The organism is Kitasatospora sp. NPDC052896 (assembly GCF_044547075.1).
In the GTDB taxonomy this organism is placed as follows: Bacteria; Actinomycetota; Actinomycetes; order Streptomycetales; family Streptomycetaceae; genus Kitasatospora.
On the sequence record NZ_JBITZU010000001.1, the window covers coordinates 633,378 to 654,911 of the forward strand.

Annotated in this window: 20 protein-coding genes, 1 tRNA gene and 1 other RNA gene; 10 read left to right on the forward strand and 12 right to left on the reverse strand. The window is 70.5% G+C overall.

Annotation, left to right across the window (positions count from 1 at the left end; genetic code table 11):
- Positions 1 to 7: 7 nt before the first annotated feature.
- From ACIGXM_RS02935 to ffs, 7 genes are all read right to left on the reverse strand, one after another.
- On the reverse strand, positions 8 to 1,099 hold the full coding sequence (locus ACIGXM_RS02935) for an aspartate-semialdehyde dehydrogenase (RefSeq protein ID WP_396556156.1): 1,092 nt from the start codon (positions 1,097 to 1,099) through the stop codon (positions 8 to 10).
- Complete coding sequence (locus ACIGXM_RS02940; protein ID WP_396556158.1) at positions 1,096 to 2,376, reverse strand: aspartate kinase; 1,281 nt, start codon at positions 2,374 to 2,376, stop codon at positions 1,096 to 1,098. Before ACIGXM_RS02940 ends, ACIGXM_RS02935 begins: the two co-directional genes overlap by 4 nt.
- 304 nt (positions 2,377 to 2,680) lie before the next feature.
- The gene (locus tag ACIGXM_RS02945) at positions 2,681 to 3,325 is read right to left on the reverse strand and encodes a DUF5063 domain-containing protein (protein WP_396556160.1); all 645 of its coding nucleotides are present in this window, start codon (positions 3,323 to 3,325) and stop codon (positions 2,681 to 2,683) included.
- Positions 3,318 to 3,917: a recombination mediator RecR gene (gene recR / locus ACIGXM_RS02950; RefSeq protein WP_396556162.1), complete on the reverse strand. Its 600-nt coding sequence runs from the start codon at positions 3,915 to 3,917 to the stop codon at positions 3,318 to 3,320. Before recR ends, ACIGXM_RS02945 begins: the two co-directional genes overlap by 8 nt.
- Before the next feature lie 216 nt (positions 3,918 to 4,133).
- Positions 4,134 to 4,454: a YbaB/EbfC family nucleoid-associated protein gene (locus ACIGXM_RS02955; protein WP_396557352.1), complete on the reverse strand. Its 321-nt coding sequence runs from the start codon at positions 4,452 to 4,454 to the stop codon at positions 4,134 to 4,136.
- 136 nt (positions 4,455 to 4,590) lie between these two features.
- On the reverse strand, positions 4,591 to 6,729 hold the full coding sequence (locus tag ACIGXM_RS02960; RefSeq protein ID WP_396556164.1) for a DNA polymerase III subunit gamma and tau: 2,139 nt from the start codon (positions 6,727 to 6,729) through the stop codon (positions 4,591 to 4,593).
- Positions 6,730 to 6,791: 62 nt separating this feature from the next.
- An RNA gene (ffs, locus tag ACIGXM_RS02965) (signal recognition particle sRNA small type) lies at positions 6,792 to 6,882 on the reverse strand.
- A 132-nt stretch (positions 6,883 to 7,014) separates the two neighbouring features.
- Between ffs and ACIGXM_RS02970 the strand changes: the two genes are divergently transcribed.
- The 5 genes from ACIGXM_RS02970 to ACIGXM_RS02990 all read left to right on the forward strand — a co-directional run bounded on the left by ACIGXM_RS02970 (position 7,015) and on the right by ACIGXM_RS02990 (position 10,848).
- Positions 7,015 to 7,099: transfer RNA gene (locus ACIGXM_RS02970), tRNA-Ser, on the forward strand.
- Between the two features lie 184 nt (positions 7,100 to 7,283).
- The gene (locus tag ACIGXM_RS02975) at positions 7,284 to 8,528 is read left to right on the forward strand and encodes a DUF4365 domain-containing protein (RefSeq protein WP_396556166.1); all 1,245 of its coding nucleotides are present in this window, start codon (positions 7,284 to 7,286) and stop codon (positions 8,526 to 8,528) included.
- A gap of 73 nt (positions 8,529 to 8,601) precedes the next feature.
- Positions 8,602 to 9,765: a hypothetical protein gene (locus tag ACIGXM_RS02980; RefSeq protein ID WP_396556168.1), complete on the forward strand. Its 1,164-nt coding sequence runs from the start codon at positions 8,602 to 8,604 to the stop codon at positions 9,763 to 9,765.
- 532 nt (positions 9,766 to 10,297) lie between these two features.
- Positions 10,298 to 10,585 (forward strand): type II toxin-antitoxin system Phd/YefM family antitoxin, encoded by a 288-nt coding sequence (locus ACIGXM_RS02985; protein WP_396556170.1) that lies wholly within the window; start codon positions 10,298 to 10,300, stop codon positions 10,583 to 10,585.
- Positions 10,582 to 10,848, forward strand: a complete 267-nt coding sequence (locus ACIGXM_RS02990) for a Txe/YoeB family addiction module toxin (RefSeq protein ID WP_270145951.1) — start codon at positions 10,582 to 10,584, stop codon at positions 10,846 to 10,848. Before ACIGXM_RS02985 ends, ACIGXM_RS02990 begins: the two co-directional genes overlap by 4 nt.
- 326 nt (positions 10,849 to 11,174) lie before the next feature.
- Here ACIGXM_RS02990 and ACIGXM_RS02995 read toward each other — a convergent pair whose 3' ends face one another.
- The 5 genes from ACIGXM_RS02995 to ACIGXM_RS03015 form a co-directional block, all read right to left on the reverse strand.
- The gene (locus tag ACIGXM_RS02995; RefSeq protein ID WP_396556172.1) at positions 11,175 to 11,492 is read right to left on the reverse strand and encodes a hypothetical protein; all 318 of its coding nucleotides are present in this window, start codon (positions 11,490 to 11,492) and stop codon (positions 11,175 to 11,177) included.
- Positions 11,489 to 12,661 carry a Shedu anti-phage system protein SduA domain-containing protein gene (locus ACIGXM_RS03000; RefSeq protein ID WP_396556174.1) on the reverse strand — a complete coding sequence of 391 codons (1,173 nt, stop codon included), beginning with the start codon at positions 12,659 to 12,661 and terminating at the stop codon, positions 11,489 to 11,491. Before ACIGXM_RS03000 ends, ACIGXM_RS02995 begins: the two co-directional genes overlap by 4 nt.
- A gap of 112 nt (positions 12,662 to 12,773) precedes the next feature.
- Positions 12,774 to 13,517 carry a hypothetical protein gene (locus ACIGXM_RS03005; protein WP_396556176.1) on the reverse strand — a complete coding sequence of 248 codons (744 nt, stop codon included), beginning with the start codon at positions 13,515 to 13,517 and terminating at the stop codon, positions 12,774 to 12,776.
- 127 nt (positions 13,518 to 13,644) lie between these two features.
- Positions 13,645 to 13,959 carry a hypothetical protein gene (locus ACIGXM_RS03010; protein ID WP_396556178.1) on the reverse strand — a complete coding sequence of 105 codons (315 nt, stop codon included), beginning with the start codon at positions 13,957 to 13,959 and terminating at the stop codon, positions 13,645 to 13,647.
- Positions 13,960 to 14,342: 383 nt separating this feature from the next.
- Positions 14,343 to 14,801: a MerR family transcriptional regulator gene (locus ACIGXM_RS03015; protein WP_396556180.1), complete on the reverse strand. Its 459-nt coding sequence runs from the start codon at positions 14,799 to 14,801 to the stop codon at positions 14,343 to 14,345.
- Positions 14,802 to 14,890: 89 nt separating this feature from the next.
- Here ACIGXM_RS03015 and ACIGXM_RS03020 point away from each other — a divergent pair, with 89 nt between their 5' ends.
- From ACIGXM_RS03020 to ACIGXM_RS03040, 5 genes are all read left to right on the forward strand, one after another.
- Positions 14,891 to 16,108: an MFS transporter gene (locus tag ACIGXM_RS03020; protein WP_396556182.1), complete on the forward strand. Its 1,218-nt coding sequence runs from the start codon at positions 14,891 to 14,893 to the stop codon at positions 16,106 to 16,108.
- Positions 16,109 to 16,624: 516 nt separating this feature from the next.
- A complete protein-coding gene (locus tag ACIGXM_RS03025) occupies positions 16,625 to 16,939 on the forward strand; it encodes a hypothetical protein (RefSeq protein WP_396556184.1) in 315 nt (104 codons plus the stop codon).
- A 431-nt stretch (positions 16,940 to 17,370) separates the two neighbouring features.
- Entirely contained in the window at positions 17,371 to 18,567 is a 1,197-nt protein-coding gene (locus ACIGXM_RS03030) for a metallophosphoesterase (protein ID WP_396557354.1), read from the forward strand.
- Positions 18,568 to 18,678: 111 nt separating this feature from the next.
- Entirely contained in the window at positions 18,679 to 19,044 is a 366-nt protein-coding gene (locus tag ACIGXM_RS03035; protein ID WP_396556186.1) for a MerR family transcriptional regulator, read from the forward strand.
- A gap of 3 nt (positions 19,045 to 19,047) precedes the next feature.
- Entirely contained in the window at positions 19,048 to 21,513 is a 2,466-nt protein-coding gene (locus ACIGXM_RS03040) for a helicase-associated domain-containing protein (protein ID WP_396556188.1), read from the forward strand.
- The last annotated feature ends 21 nt before the right edge of the window (positions 21,514 to 21,534 follow it).

Consider the following 21,534-nt stretch of genomic DNA (forward strand, 5'->3'; position numbering starts at 1 on the left):
CCCGGCCTCAGCCGATGAATTCGGCCGCCACCAGCTCGGCGATCTGGGCGGTGTTCAACGCCGCGCCCTTGCGCAGGTTGTCCCCGCAGAGGAAGAGGTCCAGCGCGTTCGGGTCGTCGAGCGAGCGGCGCACCCGGCCGACCCAGGTCGGATCGGTGCCGACCACGTCGTTCGGGGTCGGGAACTCGCCGGCCGCCGGGTCGTCGTACAGCACCACGCCGGGCGCCCGGGCCAGGATCTCCTGCGCGTGCAGCTGGCTGACCTCGCGCTCGAAGACCGCGTGCACGGCCAGCGAGTGCGTGGTGACCACCGGGATCCGCACGCAGGTCGCGGCGACCTTGAGGTGCGGCAGCCCGAGGATCTTGCGGCTCTCGTCGCGGACCTTGAGTTCCTCGGAGGACCAGCCGTCCGCCTTGAGCGAGCCGGCCCACGGCACCGCGTTCAGCGCCAGCGGGGCCGCGAACGGCCCGTTGTCGCCGATCACCGCGCGCAGGTCGCCGGCCAGCTCGCCGACCGCGGTGCCGGCCACCTTCGCGGTCTGCTCGCGCAGCGCGTCGATACCGGCCTGCCCGGCGCCGGAGGCGGCCTGGTAGGAGGCGACCACCAGCTCCCTGAGCCCGAGCTCGGAGTGCAGCGCGCCCAGCGCGACGATCATCGACAGGGTGGTGCAGTTCGGGTTGGCGATGATGCCGCGGGGCCGGAGCCGGGCCGCGGCGGCGTTCACCTCGGGCACCACCAGCGGCACGTCCTCGTCCATCCGGAACGCCCCGGAGTTGTCGACCACGACCGCGCCCTTGGCGGCGGCGATCGGCGCCCACTGGGCGGAGACCTCGTCCGGGACGTCGAACATCGCGATGTCGATGCCCTCGAAGGCCTCCTCGGTGAGCGCGACCACCTCGACCTCGCGGCCGCGCACGGTGAGCCGGCGGCCGGCCGAGCGCGCCGAGGCGATCAGCCGGATCTCGCCCCAGACGTCCTCCCGGGCGGAGAGGATGCCGAGCATCACCGTGCCGACCGCGCCGGTCGCGCCGACCACGGCCAGGTTGGGCCTGCGCCGCGCCGCCGCCGACTGCTCCGGCGACGGCTCGGCGGCGGTCATCGCCCGGTCCCGCCGTAGACGACGGCTTCGTCGCTGTCCGAGTCCAGGCCGAACGCGGTGTGCACGGCGCGGACCGCCTCGTTGACGTCGTCGGCCCGGGTCACCACGGAGATCCGGATCTCCGAGGTGGAGATCAGCTCGATGTTGACGCCGGCCTCGGAGAGCGCCTCGAAGAAGGTCGCGGTGACCCCCGGGTTGGACTTCATGCCCGCGCCGACCAGCGAGATCTTGCCGATCGCGTCGTCGTAGCGGAGCGACTCGAAGCCGATCCCCTCGCGGACCCGGCTCAGTGCGTCGATCGCCTTCTGGCCCTCGGTCTTCGGCAGCGTGAAGGAGATGTCGGTGAGACCGGTCGACGCGGCGGAGACGTTCTGCACCACCATGTCGATGTTGACCTCGGCGTCCGCGATGGCGCGGAAGATCCGGGCCGCCTCGCCCGGCTTGTCCGGGACGCCGACGACCGTGATCTTCGCCTCGGACGTGTCATGGGCGACTCCGGAGATGATGGCCTGCTCCATCTCGCCCCCTTCGGGCTTGGTCGGGTTGGTGTTGCTGACGATGGTCCCCGGCAGACCGGAGAACGACGATCGTACGTGGATCGGGATGTTGTAGCGCCGTGCGTACTCGACACACCGGTCGAGCAGCACCTTGGAGCCGGACGAGGCCAGCTCCAGCATGTCCTCGTAGGCGATCCAGTCGATCTTGCGGGCCTTCTTGACCACCCGCGGGTCGGCGGTGAAGACGCCGTCCACGTCGGTGTAGATCTCGCAGACCTCGGCCTCCAGCGCGGCGGCCAGCGCCACCGCGGTGGTGTCCGAGCCGCCCCGGCCGAGGGTGGTGATGTCCTTGCTCACCTGGGAGACGCCCTGGAAGCCGGCCACGATCGCGATGTTGCCCTCGTCCAGGGCGTTGCGGATCCGGCCCGGCGTGACGTCGATGATGCGCGCCTTGTTGTGGACCTGGTCGGTGATCACACCGGCCTGGCTGCCGGTGAACGACTGGGCCTCGTGCCCGAGCGATTTGATCGCCATCGCCAGCAGGGCCATCGAGATCCGCTCTCCAGCGGTCAGCAGCATGTCGAACTCACGACCGGCAGGAATCGGGGATACCTGCTCGGCGAGTTCGATGAGCTCGTCCGTCGTGTCGCCCATCGCGGACACCACGACGACGACCTCATGGCCGGCCTTCTTGGTGTCGACAATTCGACGGGCTACGCGCTTGATGCCCTCGGCATCCGCAACGGATGAGCCGCCGTACTTCTGCACGACAAGGCCCACGTGCGCTCCTCGACTAAGTCGTCTTCGGGGGGTGGTACCCGGCGCGGGGTGGCGCCGTCCGGTCCCCCCAGACCCCCTGGGAGGGGGTACTGCGGTCGCCGGCCAGTCTACCGAGCGGGGACCGGGCGTCAGTCGCATTCCATATGATGAGACTGGCATTTCAGCAAATGGACGGCGATTCGGGTGCCCGACCGGCGACTCTGCGGGCCGGGCGGCAGCCGGTCGAAAGAATTCCACGGGTCGGGCGCGTCGGGGCCGGATTTGCCGGTCGAAGAGTTTTCGGAGAATTCCCGGGCGGGCCGGCTCAGATCCCGAGTTCGGCCGCCATCAGGTCACCGGCCTGCTGCTCCAGCTGCTCGTCGGTGAGCCCGTCGTCGTCGGTGTCCGCACCGTCCGGCACCGCGCCGATCGGGCTGTCCAGCCGGACGTGCGCGATCAGCGACTGCAGCGCGCGGAGCACCGCCGTGCAGGTCGAGCCCCAGGTGGAGAGGTAGGAGAACTGCCACCACCAGAGCGCCTCGCTGACCCGGCCCTCGTCGTAGTGGGTCAGGCCGTGCCGCAGGTCGCTGACCACGCCCGCGAGGTCGTCGGAGATCCGGAACGCGTTCGGCTTCTCCGGCGGCCCGTAGGGGTCGAAGACCTCGTGGTAGACGTCGATCGGCGCCAGCAGCTCGGCGAGCCGCTCACGCACCTCGACCCCGTCCGGCTCCGGGCCGGCGTCCGGCTCGAACCGGTCGTCCGGGAGCACGTCCTCGATCGCGCCGAGCCGACCGCCGGCCAGCAGCAGCTGGGAGACCTCCAGCAGGAGCAGGGAGACCGCGCTGCCCGGCTCGTCGCCCTTGGCGATCTCGGTCACCGCGAGGACGAAGCTCTTGATCGAGTCCGCGATCTGCACCGCGAAGTCGTCAGGTTCCGGGATGTGCACCGGGTGCACGCTCTTGTCAGACATCGAGCAGTCGTCTCCCTTCGAAGGCCCGGCCGAGGGTGACCTCGTCGGCGTACTCCAAGTCCCCGCCGACGGGCAGACCGCTCGCCAGCCGGGTCACCTTCAGGCCCATCGGCTTGCAGAGCCGGGCCAGATAGGTCGCGGTCGCCTCCCCCTCCAGGTTGGGGTCTGTGGCGAGGATCAGCTCGCCGACGGTGCCGTCGGCCAGCCGCGCCAGCAGTTCGCGGATCCGCAGGTCATCCGGCCCGACCCCCTCGATCGGGCTGATCGCGCCGCCGAGCACGTGGTACCGCCCGCGGAACTCGCGGGTCCGCTCGATGGCGACGACGTCCTTGGGCTCCTCGACCACGCAGATGACGCCCAGGTCACGCCGCGGGTCCAGGCAGACCCGGCACTGCTCGGCCTCGGCCACGTTGCCGCAGACCGCGCAGAACCGCACCTTGTCCTTGACCTCCAGCAGCGCGTGCGCCAGCCGGCGGACGTCCACCGGGTCGGACTGCAGCACGTGGAAGGCGATCCGCTGGGCGCTCTTGGGCCCGACGCCGGGCAGCCTGCCCAGTTCGTCGATCAGGTCCTGAACCACGCCTTCGTACACCGCTCTGCCTTCCCACTGCACTCGCCACCGCACTCGTCCTCACGGACGCCGGCGCACCCGCGCACACGTCCGTGCCGCACCCGGCCGTGCTCGACGGTGGTTGCGCCGGTGCCATCATCCAACGATTCGGGCGCCGGACACACCGTCCAGCGCCCGGAAGTCCCCGGATCCTCACATTCCGGTAACCCGGCTGGCGACGATCCGGCCGGGTCGTGCTCAGAAGGGCAGGCCCGGGATACCGCCGCCGAGGCCGCCCAGGGCCTGGGTCAGCGGGCCCATCCGCTCCTGCTGCAGCTTCTGCGCCTCCGCGTTGGCGGCGTGGACCGCCGCCAGGACCAGGTCGGCGAGGGTCTCGGTGTCCTCCGGATCGACCGCCTCCGGCGCGATGGTCAGGCCGAGCAGCACGCCGCTGCCGCTGACCGTCGCCTCCACCAGGCCACCACCGGCGGAGCCGCTGACCTTGGCCGCGGCCAGCTCCTCCTGGGCCTTGGCGAGGTCCTGCTGCATCTTCTGCGCCTGCATGAGCATCTTCTGCATGTTGGGCTGGCCACCAGGGAACACGGTTCACTCCTGACTGAGTTCGTCACGCTGCGTCATCCGAGTCATCCGACGGACCACGCCGGTTCGAGCCTATGTCCTGCCGCCGGCTCGTCGACACCACCCGGGGCACGCCTCAGCCGCCGTGCTGGATCTCCTCCAGCACGGTCGCGCCCAGCTCACGAATGATCAGTTCCTGCGCCGAGACGGACTCCACCGGGACGGCCGGGGCGTCGTCCGCCGCGATGTCCTCGTCCGGGTCGCCGTACTGGTCGGCGTACGGCGCCGGCGGGGGCGGCGGCGAGCCGGCCGGGGGGGCGGCGGGCGGCGCGACCGGGGACGGCGGCACGGCGGCCGGGGCCGCGGGCGGCGGCACGGCCGACACCGCCGAGGAGGTGTGCGCGAACCCGCCGGACGGCGCCGCGGGCGGGGCGCCCTGGTACGACGGGGCCGCGGGCGCCGCGGCACGCGGGGCCCCCCAGCCGCCACCACCGGTACCGGCACCGCCACCAGCGCCGCCACCGCCGGACGGCGCGGCACTGCCACCGGACGGGTCGACGATGCACTCGACCCGCCAGTCGACGTTGAGCGCATCGGCCAGCGCCTGCCGCAGCACGTCGTCGCTGTTGCTGCTGACGAAGCTGTCCCGGGCGCCGGCGTTGATGAAGGAGACCTGGAGCGTGCTGCCGTCGAAGCCGGCCACCTGACCGTTCTGGCTGAGCAGGATCCAGGTGAAGCGACGCCGGTTCTTCACCGCCTCCAGGATCTGCGGCCAGAGCTGCCGCACCTGCGCCGCACCCTGCTGGCCCGCCGCGGGCGCCGGGCCGCCCGCGGGCTGCTGCTGTTGCTGTTGCGGCTGCTGTTGCGGCTGGGCCTGGGCCGGCGGTTGCACCGGGGCCGGGGCCGGGACGGCCTCGCCCGCCGCCGGGAAGCTGCGCGGGATCGGCCAGGCCCCGGGCGCGGGACCGGCCGGAGCGACCGGGGCAGCGGCCGGTGCCTGGACCTGGGGCTGGGCCTGCACGGGCGCGGCCTGGACCGGCGCCGGCACGGCCGGCGGCGCCTGCACGGGAGCGACCGCCACCTGCTCCCCCAGCGCCTGCGCCCCCTGCGCCCCCATCACGACCCGGCGCTCCAACCCGTCCAGCCGCGCCATCAGCGACAGCTCGTCGCGGTACGCCCCCGGCAGCATCACCCGGGCACAGATCAGCTCCAGCTGCAGCCGCGGCGCCGCGTTCCCCCGCATCTCGGTCAATCCGGTGTTGACGATGTCGGCTGCCCGGCTCAGCTCGGCCGACCCGAACCGGTCCGCCTGCGCCTGCATCACGGCCACCCGGTCGGCCGGCGCGTCGATCAGCCCCTTCTCCCCCGCCTCCGGCACGGTGGCCAGGATCACCAGGTCGCGCAGCCGCTCCAGCAGGTCCGTCACGAACCGCCGCGGATCGTGACCGCCCTCGACCACCCGGTCGATCACCTGGAACACCGTCGCCCCGTCCCGCACGGCGAAGGCGTCCACCACCTCGTCCAGCAGCGCGGAGTCCGTGTACCCGAGCAGCGCGGTGGCCATCTGGTACGTGACGCCGCCCTCGGCGGCCCCGGCCAGCAGCTGGTCCATCACCGACATCGAGTCCCGCACCGACCCCGCACCGGCCCGCACCACCAGCGGGAACACCGAGTCCTCGACCTGGATGCCCTCCCGCCCGCAGACCTCGGCGAGGTAGTCCCGCAGCGTCCCCGGCGGCACCAGCCGGAACGGGTAGTGGTGGGTCCGGGACCGGATCGTCCCGATCACCTTCTCCGGCTCGGTGGTGGCGAAGATGAACTTGAGGTGCTCCGGCGGTTCCTCCACCACCTTCAGCAGCGCGTTGAAGCCGGCCGAGGTCACCATGTGCGCCTCGTCCAGGATGAAGATCTTGTACCGGCTGTGCACCGGTGCGAAGAACGCCCGCTCCCGCAGCTCGCGCGCGTCGTCCACACCACCGTGCGACGCGGCGTCGATCTCGATCACGTCGATCGACCCCGGCCCACCGGTGGCCAGATCGCGGCACGACTGGCACTCCCCGCACGGCGTCGGGGTCGGCCCCTGCTCGCAGTTGAGGCAGCGGGCCAGGATCCGCGCGCTGGTCGTCTTACCGCAGCCGCGCGGGCCACTGAACAGGTAGGCGTGGTTGACCCGGTTGTTGCGCAGGGCCTGCTGGAGCGGAGCGGTCACGTGCTCCTGCCCGATGACCTCGGCGAAAGTCTCGGGGCGATAGCGGCGGTACAGGGCTAGGGACACGCCATCGACGATATCGGGACAGGCCGACAAACGCGTCCCCCTCCATCCCGCCCCGGGAACGCAAGGACCCCCCGTGCACCCGCCAGAGCCCTCTTACCCTTGCTGCCTTCCGGCCCTGGGGGGGTTCAGAGAGATAACGCCACACGAGGGGCTGGCACCAGAGTAGCGGATCCTGGCCCCTGCCCCCTACCCCCACCCCCGTCGACGATCCGCAGGCAGCCACCCAAGACCACCTGCGGGATAGCGGTTCGCGAGCACCCCCGAACATGTACTAAGCTCTCCCACGGAGGATTCGCCTAGAGGCCTAGGGCGCACGCTTGGAAAGCGTGTTGGGGGCAACCCCTCACGAGTTCGAATCTCGTATCCTCCGCCGGCAGAAGGCCCGGACCGCCCAGCGGTCCGGGCCTTCTACGTTCTCCGTGCCAGCCCTCGGTCGTGTCACGTCCGCTCCGTTCGTGCGCTGGCCCCCATGTCAGAAGCTCAGGGCAGAATCACTGGGAAGGCACTGTCCCGGAACTTGCGCGGACGGTTGAGGAACCTCCGGAGAGGGCGACATGCCGAAGATCCACAAAGGCCGGCGTGTTGGCCAGGCGGCTGTGAACGCGGTGCGCACCCTCCTTGAGGAGCATGACCACATCGTCCAGGAGATATCCGGGCAAAACGACTTCGGCGAGGACCTCTACGTCACGTTCGTCGAGGACGAACACGTAACGAGCGACGTCATCAGGGTCCAGGTCAAGGGTGGAGACAAGTGGCGCCGAGCCAACGGCTACGCGGTACCCGTCAGCCACCACGGCGACACCTGGGCAGACGGGAACATCCCTGTCTACTGCGTGGTGTACGACCCGGACAACAAGCAGCTCTTCTGGGCGAACGCAACGCAACAGCTCCGCCGATCCGGCCCGTTCAACCGCCCGAAGGCAATCGGTGTCAGCCCCAACGCGGTGCTGGCCGGTACGACGATGAGCTCGTTCGTCGCGCAGGCCCGTCGCTACGTCGGACGGTACCGAGGCAGGCAGGCCGTCCTCACCCACCTGGGAGAGATGTCCGGGGTCGAATTCGATCCGGCGGACCACGTCCTGCATTTCGTCAACGGTTACGACGAAGACCTCATCTTCTGGCGCCACCCCGGAGCCGAACTCGCAACCCTGCTGCACAGTGCACTCGACTGGGAGCCGTATCTCGTCAGCCTGGCGTCCCTGATGCGCTCCGAGATGGCGCCGCCGGACTTCGTGGCAGTCGACGAGGCCGCAGCTCGCCTCTGGAACGACCATGACCTGTCGTCAGCAGAAGACTTGGAGTTGAGCCAGCCGGAGATCATGTGGGTAGCCTCTTGCTTCATGTCCACGCGGCAGGCAGACGAGGAATCGGAGGCCATCTTCGGCTCTGACGAGTGCGACGGGCGCCCAAGCTGCACGGGCGAGGAGCCCGTGGAGCACGGCAACATCGCAGCAGATGTACTTCACCAGTACGTCATCGACCGCATTGTCACCCGATTCGAGGCCGAGCCGGATCTCCTCTCGCGCTCGATCTCAGCCATGCGCGAGGACTGCGAGATCGAACCGGAGTTCGTGGCGGAACTCGGGCCCCTCGAAGCCGATCCGCGCACCGTCCGGCAGGTGACGAAACTGAGCCGCTCGACCATGGGCGACCTCGGGCCGGACGCGTTCCGGCTGGCAGTGCTCTACCTGATCCATCGCATCTACATCGGCGGTCCCTCACTCCCCCTGGACGAGCAGGTTCGGATCGTCTGGCGCATCCCCGAGCCCGGGCACGAGCAAGCCGCAACCGACGGATGAATTCCGCTTCACCAAGGAACACTCTCCACGGCGGCGCCCGTCACCTGATCGACGAAGCGCCCGTTGTAGGAGTGTGAACTCCTTTGCCGCGACGCATCCTTTCCCGGCTCGCGAGGAGCCGACAAGCATGCCGCTTCCGTGTTCGGGCCACCGGATCCAGACGACGCTCCTGCATCGGCTGGATACCGATCATTGGGATGCTCGTGTACCCGCCAGCCAACTCGTCGGGCTCGGTGAAGCACTCGACGCGGCAGAACAACTCGGTGCCAGGCGCGAGTTCCTGGAAGGCTCGGCTCAGAACCTGGCACGGGAACAGGTACTGCGTGAACGGCCTGAGGCCTTCGGCGTTGTGGGCCGGGTGGTCCTCGGCGCCGACAACGTCTTCTGGGTACCGGACCGCACCCGCAGCAGCGGCACCCTAGACCTTCTCAGGCCGGAGTGCATCGACGGGTACCAGCAGATCGCCCTCATCGCCCGCCTCGCCAACGAACTGTCTCCGGACCATCTCGACCGGGCCGTACTGGATGTCCGCATCCTCACCGGACTGGCCCGCAAACTGGCTCGGAGTGAGTACGACCGCGCTCATTTGTACTGCAACCCGACCGAGCCGCAGGACCTGCTCGTCCGCCAACCGATCATGCTCAAGCTGGTCAAACAGTTCAGCAACGATCAGCGTCACTTCAAACTTCGACGAGGGCATCGACGCGGCCCGCACCGAGAGGGATATTCCATCGGTGAAGCGACAACAGCGCTCGCCCTGTTCTCGCACGAAACTCATCCTGACCTCGCCTTTCATACGCTTGAGGACAGGGGACGGCAGGAGATCTGGCGAGATCCGTCCGGCCGGGCGTTCCGCACCTTGTTCAACGACCGCACCCAAGCAACTGGCGTCCACATCGCCATCACGTTCCGGCGGTCCATCCTCAACGTCATGGAAGAGATGCTCCGGATCCAGTCGGCCCACCATTGGCACCTGCTGGAGGATGCCCCCGACCTGGTCGTCTGGGCGGTTGCCCGCCAACTGCCGATCGACTGGCTGCACTGCGACCTGTGGGACCCTGCGGCTCCAGAATGGGAGAAGATCCTCGACAACGAGGTGCCGGCGCTGACGCGGCGAACCGCGGAACATCTTGTCCACGCGTACAAGAAGCTGCGAGTACACGGCGTGTACAAGAAAGCTGAGGTGCGCGAGTTGCCTTACTGGCACAAGCTGCTCAAGGCGGCCGGGATGAGCTGACAGCGGGGAAGCGACTCTCTTGGATCCAGACAGCCCGTCGCACTCTCGCAATCACTGACTCGGTGGTGCCTCTCCAAAGTTGGCCCCTCAGCCACCGGGAAGTGTCGTAGCCAAGTGCCCGGTCTCAGTTCTGGTCTCATTCACCCCCGTCCAGCCGGGTTCAGCCGCCGCCCAGCGGTTCGCTGCGCCACAGGTCAGGACGGGTGTGAACCCCGACGGACAGCGTTCGTGAGAATTGGAAAGCGTGTTGGGGGCAACCCCTCACGAGTTCGAATCTCGTATCCTCCGCAGCTAGAAGGGCTGCACCGTTCCGACGGTGCAGCCCTTCTGCGTTCACAGCCCCATCGGCAGTCTCAACGCTGGGTTTCCAGAGACTCCGACCCGTCGTCCGACTCCCTCTTCGCACGCCAGATGAGTCCGCCGACCCTGCGGGGAGCGCAGGCACCGAAGGTGGAGCGATCATGAAGTCGGGGCAAGCGATACTCAACCCCCGCAGCGCCAAGGTAGAGCAAGGCGCGGAGTGTACGTTATTATGTACAGCATGAAGACGATGAGTGCGACTGAACTCCGCGGCAACCTCGCCGCCGCGCTCGACGCCGTCGAGAACGACGCCGAAGAACTCGTTATCACCCGCGCCGGCCACGAACCGCTGGTCGTCGTCTCCCTCGCCGAGTACGCGTCACTACGCGAGACCGACTACCTGCTCCGCTCCCCGGCGAACGCCGATCACCTGCGCCGCTCCCTGCAGGAATACCGGGAAGGCCGCGTCCAGGCCCGCGAGCTGATCGACCCCGACGGCCTCACCGAGCAGACCGCGTGAAGGTCCAGTTCACCGAGCGCGGCTGGAACGACTACCTGTCCTGGCAAGCGGACGACCGCCGCCTCCTCAAGCGCATCAACCAGTTGATTGACGACATCCGCCGCAACGGCAACGAGGGCATCGGCAAGCCCGAGCCTTTGCGCCACGAGCTCGCTGGGGCCTGGTCCCGCCGGATCGACCAGGAGCACCGCCTGGTCTACGTCCTCGACGAGCAAGCCGACACCGTCTGTGTCGTCGCCTGCCGCTACCACTACAGCAAGTAGAGCCTCTACCGTCCTGCCCCCGCCGCTGCGCTTTGGCATCGAGCCGAGACGTCGCATGTCGGACCTCGCGGAGAGGAACGCCGGGTGGTTGCAGTTCCGGTTGCATTCGCCTGTGTTCACAGCTGTCCGGGTGGGCGTCCGTCGGTCGTCTCATCGCAGGTCAGGACGCTGACGAACGCCCCCGGACTCCCGGACGAACAGTTGGAAAGCGTGTTGGGGGCAACCCCTCACGAGTTCGAATCTCGTATCCTCCGCCGGCAGAAGGCCCGGACCGCACAGCGGTCCGGGCCATCGTCGTTGCCGGGCTGTCCCCGCCGGCATCATGGCTACCGCCGGCGCAGGTGGCGAGAGGCCGCCAAGCAGGAAGACAGCCAGGTTGCCTCTGGTTGGTTGATGATGAGGCCGCTGACGGTGATCATCCCGTCCATGACCTCGCCGACCCGGATCGAGTGGTCGCCGACGCGGAACAGCTGCCAATCCGCATCGCTGTGCCAGAGGCGCGCCGTCTTCTCCCCTCGACGCTGGGCGAAGACGAGTTCCTCGCCGTACTCGTTCAGAAAGTAGCCCACGTAGTCCTTCGCGGTGATCAAGCCACCGCACAGGCGAGCCAGGAGTTGCTCGATCGAGGGCTGGGCGTCAGTCATACGTCGGGCTCCTCAGTCGCTTCCGAGTCCTGTTGCTCGGATGACAGCGCAAGCATCCGGCTGGCCGAATCGAGCAGCGTCTCGTAGGTGATCACTTCTATCCGGGTGGCGTGCGTGTTGTAGGTACGCAGGGTCTCAGCGACCTCCGTCGGCGCAATACCCCCTGCCACATAGCGCGAGTGGCCGATCACAATGGTGGCCGAGGCCCTACGACTGTCGACTCCGTAGTCGGCCAGGATGGTCCGCCGGTTCTCGTCCAGTGTCCGCAGGTAGTTCTGTGCCTGGGAGACCGCTTGGTGGGGTGGCGCGCCCAGCATCAGATGGCCGCTGCGGCGAATGACCAAGCTCTCGATGTTGGCGCGCTTGAGCTCGACGACGTGCAGGGAACCATCGGCACGCAGGAGCGGGATGTCCAGGATGGCATCCGGGGTGTACTGGCGGCGCGCCAGCTCACCCACGTAGGCCCCGCCGAAGATCCACGCCTGATTCTTCAGGCAGGCGTGAAGCGCGCTCTCGGAACTGGCCGGATCATCCACCGCAGCCCTCAGGGCCGCGAGGCCGGCCCGCCTGGCCTTGAGCTCAAGGAACTGGGCCAACAGTCCCGCGTCGGCATCCGCCAGGACATCACCCAGCAACCGGGCAGACTCCGCAGAGGCCGGACGCGGCAGACTTCGCAGGACCAGCTCAAGGTGGCCGTACTGCTGGAGTCGCCTCACCTCCCGCGCGGACAGCCGGATCCCACCCTCGCCAGCCTCGACTCCCAGGTGGTCGGCGGACTGGGCAATGCCACGGAAGAGGTCACGGGCATCCGCGGCAGTCGCGTCCGGATTGTCACGGCAGAGCACGTCAAGCACGGCAACCGCCCGGTCGGCACCAAGAGCGGCCATCCTCCGATGGAACTCCTCACCACGCTGCTGAGCGTCCTCGTCGTAGTACCCCTCCACAACTTCGAGGAACAGCTCTCCGTCGGCGTAGCCGGCGAACCGTTGGAAGCGCTGGGCAAGCCCGAAGTCCCCACAGAGAATGGCCCCTTGGGCCACATCGTTCAGGGCGTCCACCAACGGCCGGCCCTTGCCGTACGTGCGGTCCGTCCCCATGATGCGCAACACCGTGTCGATTCGCTGCTGGACGACCGCGTGCTCGGTGAGCCCCTTTGCTGCCTCGACCATGCGCAGGAGCGAGAAGCTGGATCTGAATCCCATCGGGCCGATGTCGCCTCTGGCCTCGGTGGCCTCCGCCCCGTAGGAGGGCGGAGGCCGCACGGGGCGGAGAGTGGCGTGGTCAGGGCTGTCCGTGTCGACCGCGAGTGGCGGCCAGGGCGGCGAGCTCGGCAGGGACCTCGGGGTACAGGTGGGCGACGTGCGGGGGCACCCACGACCGGTCGTGCAGGCGGGGGTGCCCGGGGTGGGCGGCGAACGCGGTCATCGCGAACAGCAGAGGCGCCCAGATCGTGCGGAGCCGCAGGCCGATCCGCTTGCCGGCCTGGCCGTTGTGGATGTGGACCTCGTACAGGTCGGGAGCGGGGAGGTCGCACATCTGCGAGCTGGTCCAGTTGACCGTCGCCCAGTTCTCGGGGTGCAGGTAGTGCATGCCGTGGGTGGTGACGGTGAGCGTCCCGGCCGACTCGGTGATCCAGCGGCCCTGCGCCTTGGCCTGGGCGCGGGACTTGTTGATCGCGTTGATGCCTTCGTTGACGGCGTGGGCAGCGAGCACGTACCCCACGGAGCCCCGGGCGGACAGATTGTGGCGGCGGTACTGGGGTGCTGAAGTGGGCTTCCAGGTGTGCCGCTGGGCGGGCGCCGTCAGCAGTGCCTGCTCGCCCTGGCGCAGCCTGGCCGCCGTCGGCACGAACGGGCGCGCGGCGAGCTCCTGCGGAGTCTTGGCCGCCAGCAGGCCGCATATGAATCCCCAGTCGTGAGGGGTCAGTACGGGGCCGGGCGGCGGGGCCGGGTGGGCGGGGTGCTGGCTGCCCCAGGCAGGGCTCAAGCCATTGCCGGGGAAGCCGGGTTGGTCGTAGGAGTTCACTGGTGTTCTCTCGTCAGGGCCTGGCCGCGGCAGCAGCCGGACACAGGCGGGTGGGTCGGTCCTTGTCGCTGATCGTGCCGGCGAGGCGGAGCAGGTACCCAAGGCGTGCTGTGGAACGCTGCTGTCCTCAGCTCGAGGGCCTTCGGCGGTTCCCGTCCCTGAGCCACAAGGCGATCCCATGCGCGACGTCGCTGGCGTTGGCGCTCGCGGTGTCGTCGTGCTCGCGGCATCGGACGTCCCGGCGGACGACGGCTTCGCATCCCTGGTCCGTGTCGAGGACAGCCACCGCGACATGCCAAGCGGATCCGTCCTCATCTGGTTGAACGACGACGTGTTGTTCACCGTCGCTCAGATCGTTGATCAGCATGGCGATTGCGTCTTCGGACGGGTCGTCACCACGGTCGCCCTTCTCACTGTCAGCAAGGTGGCAGGTGGCGGTCACGGAACCTCTCCAAGGGACGCGGGTTGCTGCCGCGGTCAGCATGGCACGCCGGGCCGGCCGGACGCCTCGCGGCCAGTCGCCGGCCGTGGCCGTCCCCGGACAGCCGGACGAACAGTTGGAAGGCGTGTTGGGGCACCTCCTCACGAGTTCGAACCTCGTACTCTCCGCCGTGGCTGACCAGCCATGACGAAGGCCCCGACTGCATCGCGGTCGGGGCCTCCGTCGTCTCGTCGGGCATCCTCCGACTCATCCGCGCGACAGCGGCCGGTCCGGCGAGGGGCCGGGTACCCGGATCAGCTCGCCCGCGCATCACGCCGAGTGCCGGCCGTCCGGTGACGGACCCGCGTGGGAGCAACAGCAGGGTCATGGCCACCTGCCGCCCCTCACGCTCGACCGTCACTCGCTTCGTCGGGGAGGAAGGTGCCCTCGAAGTCCTCGCCGGCGAGGGTGGCGTCGACGCGGGAGCGGATATAGGCGCCGGTCACCGGGCAGCTCAGCGGGTGGTCCGCCGGGCAGTCCAGCATGTGCCGCAGCACGGCGGCGGCACGGGTGAGCCGGTCGATCCGTTCCTGCATCGCGGCGTGCTGGGCGGCGATCAGGGCGTGGCGTTCCGGCGCGTGCTCGCTGGTCATCACCGCGGCGGTGTCCGCGAGCGTCATCATGCCGTCGTGGTGCCACAGCTGGGCATAGGCCAGCCGTTCCAGCGCCGTGCGGTCGTACTGGCGCACCCGGCCGCGCCGGGCGGCGGGACGGATCAGTCCGCACTCCTCGTAGTAGCGCAGTGTCGGCACCGAGACCCCGAACGCCCGGGCGACCTCGCTGATCGAGTACAGCTGCTCCACCGTCTCCTCCGCGTGCGGGCACTTGCGCTCAAGTTCACTTGAGCGCGCAGGGTGGCAAGCCTAACCACCGAGCGCCTGGAGGGCCTGCCATGACCACGTCCCCGCCACCGACGGCAACCGCCACCGTCTCCCGAGACCGCACCGCGCCACAGCCTGCCACTCCTGCGGGTGCGCTGCTCATCGTCGGTTTCGTGCTGATGAGCTTGAACACCAGAGTCGCGTTCGGCCAGATCGGACCGCTGGCTCCGGTCGCGGGTTTCAGCCCCACCACGGTCTCCCTCCTGGGGCTGCTGCCGCCACTGTGCATGGGCGCCTTCGCGCCGCTCGCGGCCGTGGCGCGGCGGCAGCTCGGCGAGGAACGAGGGCTGTGGTGGGCGAGCCTGGTCCTGGTGGTCGGCGCGGTGCTGCGCATGCTGGGGATGCCCGGCCTGTTCGCGGGAACCGTCGTGGTCAGCGCGGCCACCGCCGTCGTCAACGTGCTCATCCCGGTCCTGGTCCGCAAGCGGTTCCCGCGCGAGCGCGTCGGCGCGATGATGGGCGTCTACGCCCTGTCGATGGGCATCGGCTCGGCACTCGTCGCGGCCATGGTCGTCCCCGTCGCCCAGGCCACCGGTTCCTGGCAGCCGGCCATCGGCCTGGCCATCATCCCCGCCGTCCTCGCCGCCACCGGCATGACCCCGCAGTTGCGCCACCGAGCGCCGCAGCCCTCCACCGCGGCCGACACCGAGCGGGTCAAGCGCCCGCACGTGGCCCGTACCACGGTCGCCTGGAGCCTGACCGCCTTCTTCGGCATCCAGACCCTCGCCTTCTACACCACGCTCGCCTGGCTGCCCTCGATCCTCGTCCAGGCCGGCCTCGGCCGCAGCGCCGCCGGTACCGGCCAGGCCCTGCTCATCTGCGGCGTCGCCGCCGGTGGCTTCGCCGCCCCGGTCCTCGCCGCGAAACGAGCCGACCAGCGCCCGCACATCCTGGCGACCATCCTGGTCTGCGCCGTCGGCTTCATCGGACTCCTGCTCGCCCCGGGCGGAACCTCGATGCTCTGGGTCGCCGTCCTGGGCATCGGACTCGGCGCCGGACAGGCACTGCCCGGCGTGCTCTACGCCCACCGGGGCACCGACCACGACCACGTGACCGCCCTGTCCACCATGGCCCAGACCTGCGGCTTCCTCCTCGCCGCCACCGGCCCCGTCCTCGCCGCCGCCCTGCACACCGCCACCGGCACCTGGACCGCACCGCTGGCCGCGCTCACCGCCACACTGCTCGTGTGTGCCGCGGCGAGCATGCGCGCGGGCCACGACCCCGAGTGACCACCCGCCCGCAACCAGCGGCGAGGGCTCCGACCAGGTAGTCGGAGCCCTCGCCGCTGCTCATTCAGGCAGCGTCCGCACGCCGTCCACGCCGCGCGGCGTTCACGCGCGAAGCCATGTCCGCGTTCGACTGCACAGGCCGGAACAAGCGGCCGCCCTCGGCTGCGATCCGCCGCGGAACGGATCTCCCGGACTCCCGGCCCATGACGGCGTCGACCACGGCGACAACGCGCGGTCCTTCTGACCGCGGACCCGGCTTGCCACCTCCACGGCGTGCCGGTGTACCACCGCCGCTGACAGAGTGTCGAGTCCATCATGCCTGGTCGGAGGCCCTGGCGGTAGGACGGAGAGCACGCATCGTCACCCTTGTCCACGCACCCCGGCGAGCCGCAGACTCGACGGCATCCACTTCCTCGGCTGACGTGCCGGTGTCTGCCATCAGGCCCCGGCATGTACGTCGTGCTGCCCCGCCGCCGGCGGGGGGACGCCCGGGGAGTGCTGGGACGAGGGGTAACGATGAACCAGGACACCGTACTTCGGGCGAGGGTAAAGCTGCTCAGCGGCAATCAGCGAGTGCTGCGCGGACCGGACGCGCTGTGGGTGTACCGGGCCCTGACACAGGTCAACCCGGCCGTCTACGGGTCGAAGCTCGCCTACGTACTGGTGGAAGCGAGTCGCTCGCACGGACTTCGTGAACTTCCCGGCGCCCGCAGGGCGTTGCTGGAGGGGGCGGTGGCGGTGGCCGGGGCGCTGGACGCTGCGAATCCGTTCCGCGCCAAGGTGATCGCCAAAGCGCTCCGAGCCCTGCGCGAGGAGCCGACCGCGTCGTAGCGCTCTCGACATCAACGGTCTCGGTTCTGGTCCCGTTCACGGCCGTTCGGAGGGGATCGGAAGTGTCACCGTCCCTACGGTGAATCCGAGTTGAGGGGGAGACGGGAACAGCCTCGGCCTGGTCCGAGCGTCGCCGCGTCGGACCTGGCCTCCAGCGCCCTTGCAGGAGCGGGTGCGTCGACGGCCCGGTTTCGGGGCGGGTGGGGGCGGGACAGCAGCCAAGGCGGCCCCTGGCCGCTGACGGGCAACGGGACCCGGACGACTCCCACGGTCACCGTGTGCCGGATGATCCGGATGATAGGGACAGCGGACGTGAGGGGCGCGCAGTGGCAGACAGCGAATCCATGGGGTCGGAGTCGGACCTCCGGACGGACGGTGAGGGGCCCGGGACCGTCGTGGCCGCCACCCGACCCGAGGCCGGGGCGGTACCCGTGCCGGGTGCGGAGACCCCGGGCGGGGGTGTGAGGCCTCGGCGATCCCTGCTCCGGCGGCTGGCCGTGGCCGTCCTCGTCCTGGTGGTGCTGTGCCTGCCGCCCTGGTGGACGCTGTTCGCCGACGGGGTCGACTGGCCGTTCCCGGTCTTCCTGACCGGCACGGTCGTCCTCGCCGCCTGGCCGGTCGCCTTTCCCTTCCTGATGGTCGCGGGCCACGGGCCACGGCGGGACGACCGGGCCGCTCGCGTCGCGGACACCAGCCTCGGGATGGTCTGGGTCCTGTTCACCTGGTCGGTGCTGGGCGGCTTGGTGGACCTCGCGCTGACCGGGCTCGACGTCGGCGGCACCGACCGGGCCAGGATCGTCGCCGTGACCGTCGCCGTGGTCTCGGCCGGGCTGTTGGGCTGGGGGCACCACGAGGCGATGCGCGTGCCCCGGGTGAAGCGGCTGGACGTCCACGTCCCGCGGCTCGGCGGTGGCCTGGACGGGACCCGCGTGGTGGTGCTGGCCGACACCCACTACGGGCCGATCGACCGGGCGAACTGGTCGGCGCGGGTCGCCGAGGCGGTCAACACGCTCGACGCGGACGTCGTGGTCCACGCCGGCGACATCGCCGACGGCACCCCCGCCCAGCGCCGGGAGCAGTCCGCACCGCTCGGAACGATCCGGTCACGGCTGGCGAAGGTCTACGTCACGGGGAACCACGAGTACTCCGGGGAGGCCCAGGGCTGGCTGGACCGCATGGCGGACCTGGGCTGGGAACCGCTGCACAACCGCCATGTCGTGGTGGAGCGCGGTGGGGACGCCCTCGTGCTCGCCGGCGTGGACGACGTGACCGCGGAGTCCTCCGGCCTGGCCGGACACCGCGCGAACCTGCTCGGCGCGCTGGCGGGGGCGGACCCGGCCCGTCCGGTCCTGCTCGTCGCCCACCAGCCCAAGTACGTCCCGCAGGCCGCTGCCGCCGGTGTCGACCTCCAGGTCTCCGGGCACACCCACGGGGGCCAGATCTGGCCGTTCAACTTCCTCGTCCGGTTGGACCAGCCGGTGGTGCACGGCCTGAGCCGACACGGCGAACGGACCCAGCTCTACACCAGCCGGGGCACCGGCTTCTGGGGACCGCCCTTCCGGGTGTTCGCACCGAGCGAGATCACTCTGCTCACACTGCGCTCGGGCGGCTCGTCGCCCGCCGCGTAGCGCAGGGCAACCCCTCGTGGAACCCACCGCCGAGGACGGCGCTGCCCGACCGCGCGCAGGCACCCCCGGAACCGGACCTGGCTCCAGGTCGATCCCGATACCCTGACGGGCATGGCCGAGAGCACGACGGGTCCGAGCATCGGACAGGTCACCGAACAGACTGGCTCGAGCGTTCACGCGCTGCGCTTCCACGAGTGCGAGGGCCTCTTCGTCCACCCCGTGCGACGCGGACCCGGCGGGCGGCTCCCCCGATACGCCGACCTCGTCGGAGAAGGCTCCGGCAACGAGGAGGAGCGGCTCTCGCTCATGCGCGAGCACCACGAGCACGTCACCACCCAGAACGGCAGGCTCACGGAGTGCCTGGACCTGATCAGGTTCAAGGTCGGGGGCGCAGCCGCCCACCAGTGTCACGGCCCGTCCCCCTCGACCGACCACGAACGCGGGCCACTGCTGCGCCACGAAGCAGCGGTCGCGTGACCCATGTCTTCGCCGCACCTGCCGAACGAGGTGTTCCCCATCACCAAGAAGAGCGGATCGACCCTGGCCGCACGGCTTCGGGATCTCGACACAGCCGAGTTGGGAAGGATCCTGGCGGCGCGCCCGGATGCGGCGTCGGCCCCGGAGCCGCGCTGCGTCGGTGAACTGGCGGACCGCCTCCAGCGCCCGGCGTCGGTGGCCCTGGCGCTGCCCCGGCTGGCGCTCCCGCACCTGCAGGTGGCGGAGGCCCTCGCCGCGCTGGCACCTGCCTCGCGGGACGTCCTGGGAAGCTTCCTGGACGCGGCCGACGGGGAACGCGCCCGCGCGTTCGAGGCCGCCCTGGAAGGGCTGGCCGATCGCGCCCTGGTCTGGCCGGACGGCAACGGGCTGCTGCGCATGTCGGCACCGCTGCGGCAGGCGTGGGACACGCCGCTGGGCCTGGACGCGCCGCTGGCGCAGCTCCTGGCCAGCACCAACTCCGACGAACTGGGCCGCATGTTGGCGGCCCTCGGCGTCAAACCCTCACGCAACAACAAGCAGGAGCGGCTGGCGGCGCTGATCGACCATCACAGCGATCCGGAGCGGGTCGTCGCGCTGGTGGCCAAGGCCCCCGCGGCCGCCCGGAAACTCCTTGAGCGGCAGGCGAGTCGGGCTCCGGAGCGATCGGGCCTCATCCTGTTCGGGGCTGCGCCGTCCAGCACCGGGCCGGGCGAACGGTGGGCGCTGGAACGGGGGCTGCTGATCCGGGACCGGCACCGGTACGGTCCGGCCCGCATGCCCGCGGAGGTGGCGCTCGCGCTGCGCGGCCCCGACTGGCACGCTCCGTTCACGCCCGTCCCGCCCGTCCCGCGGTCGGTGCCCGTCAGCGCTTCGAGGATCGGGCAGGAGGCCGCAGCCGCCTCGATGGTCTTCGCCGGCCACGCCGCCTCCGCTCTCAGGGTGTGTGCCACCGCTCCCCCGGCCCGGCTGAAGGCCGGCGGGGTCGGCGCCCGCGAACTGTCCCGGATCGGCAAGGCGGCGCAGTGCGACGAGATCGTGGTCCGCCTCGCGCTGGAGACGGCGAGCGCTGCCGGGCTGCTCGCCCGGGACGGCGACCGGGTGGCGGCGACCGACGCCTACGACACCTGGGCCGAGGAGGAACCGGCCGACCAACTCGCCGTGCTGCTCCGGGCGTGGTGGACACTGCCGCTGACCCCCGGCGGGAGCCGCGACGAGGACGGGAAGGCCCTGCCGGCCCTCGCCGGGAGACCGCCGTGCGGAGGCTGCGTACTGGCCCGGCAGGGACTGCTCACGGCGGCGTCGCAGCTCCCGCCGGGCGAAGGCGCGGCGGACCCGGGGGAACTGGGTCCGCCGATCGGGTGGCACCGTCCACTCGCCGACGAACTCCCGCAGGACACCGCGCCGTTCGCCACCCTGATCCGGGAGGCGGAACTGCTCGGCGCACTCGCCCTCGGGGCGCTGTCCCCGATCGGGGCCGCCCTGCTCACCGATGACGCCCGAGCGCTGGCGGACGCCTGTCGGCGGTTGCTGCCCGCCGCCAGCGGGACCGCCCGGTTCGGCAGCGACCTCACGGCAGTGGTCGCGGGCACGCCGTCGACGGCCCTCGGCACCCTGCTGGACTCCGCGGCGGACCGGGAGACCAGCGGTGCGGCATCCGTGTGGCGGTTCAGCCCGGGAAGCGTCCGCCGCGCCCTCGACGCGGGCCTCACCTACGAGGGCCTGACCGCCGAGCTGGCCGCCGTCGCCGTCGAACCGCTCCCCCAGCCGCTCTCGTACCTGATCCACGACACCGCGCGCGGCCACGGCCGAGTCCGCGTCGTCTCCGCAACCTGTGTGATCCACGGCGAAGAGCCCGCCCTGCTGGCCGAGTTGGCCGCCCACCGCAAGCTCGCCCAGCTCGGTCTGCGGCAAGTGGCACCGACGGTGCTGATCTGCCGGACCCCGCCGGACAAGACGCTCGCGGCACTGCGGTCCGCGGGCTACGCCCCGGTCTCCGAGAAACCCGACGGGTCCGTCCGCATCGAGCGGGCCCAGCGTCCCCGCGCGGCCGGCCCGGTCCCGTCCCCGCGCCGTCCCGCCGGCCGGTCCCGGCCGCGGGGGACGGAGATCGGCACTCCCGACGCCCGGTCGGCCGCCGACCTGAGCGCGCTCGCCGCCCGGCTGCTGGCCGCCCCGCAGGACATCCCCGAACCCGACCCGTGGGACGGCCGCCCTTACGCCAGCGACACCGAGGAGATCATCGCCGGGTACGCGCGCGACCTGTCCTTCACCGACGTCCGCCAGCTGGCCCACGCCGTCGACGGCGGCGCGGCGATCACGATCGAGTACGTCGCCACCTCCGGCAACACGACCGTCCGCACCCTCAGCCGCCTCGATCTCGATCCGCCCTACCTGCACGCCTGGTGCCACCTGCGCGACGACGAACGCCTGTTCACCATCTCCCGCATCCACGGGGTGATGCCCGCGTAGCGCCACGGCCGACTGGTCCCG